The organism is Methylobacterium goesingense (assembly GCF_022179225.1).
Lineage (GTDB): Bacteria > Pseudomonadota > Alphaproteobacteria > Rhizobiales > Beijerinckiaceae > Methylobacterium > Methylobacterium goesingense.
On sequence record NZ_BPQL01000064.1, the window covers coordinates 1 to 3,416 of the forward strand.

2 protein-coding genes are annotated in these 3,416 nt (G+C 71.1%); both read right to left on the reverse strand.

The annotated features are described in order from the left end of the window. Window positions 1–1,238: methyl-accepting chemotaxis protein (locus MFF30_RS12135; protein WP_306424575.1), on the reverse strand; the 1,238-nt coding region annotated here is incomplete at its 3' end. A gap of 235 nt (window positions 1,239–1,473) precedes the next feature. Then, on the reverse strand, window positions 1,474–3,416 hold a 1,943-nt coding region (locus MFF30_RS12140), incomplete at its 5' end, for an OmpA family protein (RefSeq protein WP_238279680.1).

A 3,416-nucleotide genomic window follows, 5' to 3' on the forward strand; every position in this document is an offset into this window, starting at 1 on the left:
GCCTCGATGGTGGCGTTCAGCGCCAGGAGGTTCGTCTGGCCCGCGATGGTCGAGATCATTGCCACGACGTCGCCGATCTTGGCCGCGCCGCCGCTCAGATCCGCCATCAGCGCGGAGGTGTGCTCCGCCTCGTCCACCGCGCGCTGGGCAAGGTTGGCGGACCCGTCGACCTGGCGTCCGATCTCCCGCACGGATGAGCCGAGTTCCTCGGCCGCCGCCGCCACGGTGTTGACGTTGGAGCCGGCCTCCTCGGCCGCCGCTGCGACGCCGACCGATCGCTGCGCGGTCTCGCCCGCGGTTCCCGACATAGCGCCGGCAGTCGCCTGAAGCTGGGTGGCCGCGGCCGTGACCATGCCGACGATGCCGCTCACCGTCCGCTCGAAACCGTCCGCGAGCTCGTTCATCATCGCCTTGCGCCGCACGGCGACGGCCTTTTCGAGATTCGCCTGCTCACCCCTCAGGCGCTCCGCGTCGACGAGGCCGTCGCGGAAGATCGCGAGGCAGGCGGCCATTGCGCCGATCTCGTTGCGGCTGGCCGCATGGGGGATCTCGGCCGTCAGCCGACCCTGCGCGATGGTCTGCATGGCGTGCGTGATGCGCGTGATCGGGCGGGTGACGCCGAGGAGCACGAAGAGGATTCCGCCGAGCCCGAGCGCGATGGCGCAGCCGCAGACCAGCAGCGTGGTCCAGATTGCGGCCTCGTAGCTCGCCTTCGCGGTCGCCTGGGAAGCCCCGGCACCAACGCCGTTCATCTCGGCATCCTCCTCGACCAGCCGGATGAGCCCGTCGAACACCGGGCGCGAACGGTCGAAGACCTCCTGCACGGCCGGCATGTCCCCGGCGCGGCGGGCGGCGATGAGGTTCTGGCGCAGGCCGGCATATTGCGCGAAGGTCTCGTTAATCCGCGTCCAGAGTCGACGCTCCTCGTCACTGCTCACGAGCGGCTCGTAGACCCGCATTGCAGCGTCCAACGCCCGGACCCGTTCGGCCTCGACCTTGGCCAGATCCGCCGGCGCCTCGCGGCCGATCACGTAGCGGGATTCAAGGAGGCGCAGACGACTGGCGTGATACTTGATGTCGCCAAGGGCGCGCACGCTGGGAAGCCAGTTGGTGGCGATGTCGACCGCACCGTTATTGACGACCCGAATGTTGGCAAAGGCAAACCAGCCTTGCATTCCAATCCCCGCCATCATGACGCAGAGGATCGCGATCAACGTGGACTTCAAAGACATCCGCATGGTGACTTCGGCGCGTTCGATAGGCCACCCGACTGCAGCGCACAGGGAGGGCAGGTCTCGCAAGACCTGAGTATTATGGCATTTCGATTTAAATATTTTCTAAAGAGCAATATTCAGTAATATCTGACCTTAGTCAGCTCTATAGTGCCGACGAGTAGAAGCGGCACGCGACAAACTGGTCCGCAAAGGGTCGCGCGACCGGTCCCCGAGGGCGCCGGTCGCGCGACGTCGGGGCTCAGCGCGGAGCCGGAGCGGGCGGCGGGGCCGCCTCGCCCTGCTGCTGGATCAGAGGTGTGATCCGGCGGACCGTGACCCGGCGGTTCTCCCGCGAGGCGTTCTGCGTGTTCACCTTCAGGTTCTGCTCGCCGTAGCCCTGCGTGGTCAGGTTCTCGGGCGGCACCCCGAAGTTCTGCGTCAGCACCGTGGCCACCGACTGGGCGCGGCGGTCCGAGAGCGAGAGGTTGTCGACGTCGGCCCCGACCGCGTCGGTGTAGCCCTCGATCAGGAAGACCTCCTGCGGGTTGCCCTTGATCGCCCGGTTCATCGCCGCCGCGATGGTGGCGAGGCGGCTGGCCTGGTCCGGCGTCACCGTGAACGAGCCGGTATCGAAGTTGATCGTGTCGATGTCGACGCTGCGCATGCGGGCGCGCAGCTGCGGGCTGTAGCGGACCTGGTCCAGGGTGTAGCGCCGGTCCACCGCGACCACCGGCGGGGCCGAAAGGGCCTCGTAGACGGCGCCCTCGTCCGCCCCGTCGTAATCGACCACGTAGCGGTTGCGCGGGATGCGGATGTCCGGCGGCGGCAGGTCGACGACGTCGTCGTAGATCGGCCGACGGGCGCCCCCACCGAAGCTGTTGTCGATGATGACGACCTCGCGCCCGTCACGGAAGCGGCGGGAGCGGCGCACGAGGCGGCCGTCATCGTCCACGATGGTGACGATCTGCTCGCCGCCGGGGCGGTCGAGATACGTGATGGTGTCGCCGCCGCGCCGCTCGCTACGATACGCCCGCCGGTCGAGATCGCGGAAACGCTCGTTCTCATCGTGGCGGATGAAATAGTTGTCTCGGTCGCGCACGATGATGCGCCCGGGCTCGCGGATGTAGGTCCGGCCGCCTTCGGAGAATTCGCGCCGGTCGCGGCGGACCTGATCGTAGTCGCGCACATCGTCGTCGTCCCGGAACCCGCCCGGGATGTAGCCGGGGCGGCCGGGCGCGTTGAAGCCGGTGCGCGGCTCGCGACGCTCGAAGGCGTCCCGCCGCTCGCGGTCCTCGCGCCGGTCGTCGACGCCGCGCCGGTCGAGGCCGTCGCGGTCGTCCCGCCGGTCCGCGCCACCACGCCGGTCGAGGTCGTCGCGGCGGGTATCGCCCGGCCTCAGGTCGGGCCGGCCCGGTTCGCCACGACCGATTCCATCGCGATCGCCGCCGTCGCGGCGCAAACCGTCCCTGTTCAGACCGTCCCGGTTCGGCCCGTCACGGTCTGGACCGTCGCGGCGCGGGTCGCGGTTGCCGGAGGCGGGGCCGTCCCGGTCGGGACGACCGTCGGTGGCCGGGTTAGGCCCGGCGCCCGGCCGGCCATCCGGCCGCTGAGCATCCGGGTTTTGCGCGCCGGGCGGCACGAAGGGTCGTCCCGGCACGCCCGGGCGGGCGTTGGGCGCCACGGCGCCGGGCTGCCCATCGGGCGCACGGGGCTCACCGGGCGCGTTCGGACGGGCCGGCGCGGCCGGGTTCGGCGCTGCGGGGTTGGTGGGGTTCGCCGGGTTGGTGGGCGTGGCCGGATTGCGCGCGTCTGGGGCGCCGGGCTGGGTGCCCGGGCGCGGCGGCGCGGCGTTCGGACGACCGGGCTCGGACGTGGCCGGACGGTCGGGTGCGTTCGGGCGCTCGGGATTCCGCTCGCGGCCGGCCGGCGGAGCCGGCGGTGTCTCGGCGCCGGGCGCACGCCGGGCCGGGCCCTGGTCGCGCTCGGGGCGTTCCTGCCGGTCAGGGCGTTCCTGCCGGTCAGGGCGTTCCTGGCGGTCGGGACGCTCCTGTCGCGGCTCCGGACGCTCCTGCCGGGGCGTCGGGCGCTCGGCGGGATCCCGCTCGGGACGTTCCTGACGGTCGGGACGTTCCTGGCGGTCAGGACGTTCCTGGCGGGGCTCCGGCCGCTCCTGACGCGGGGCGGGACGTTCCTGGCGGGGCT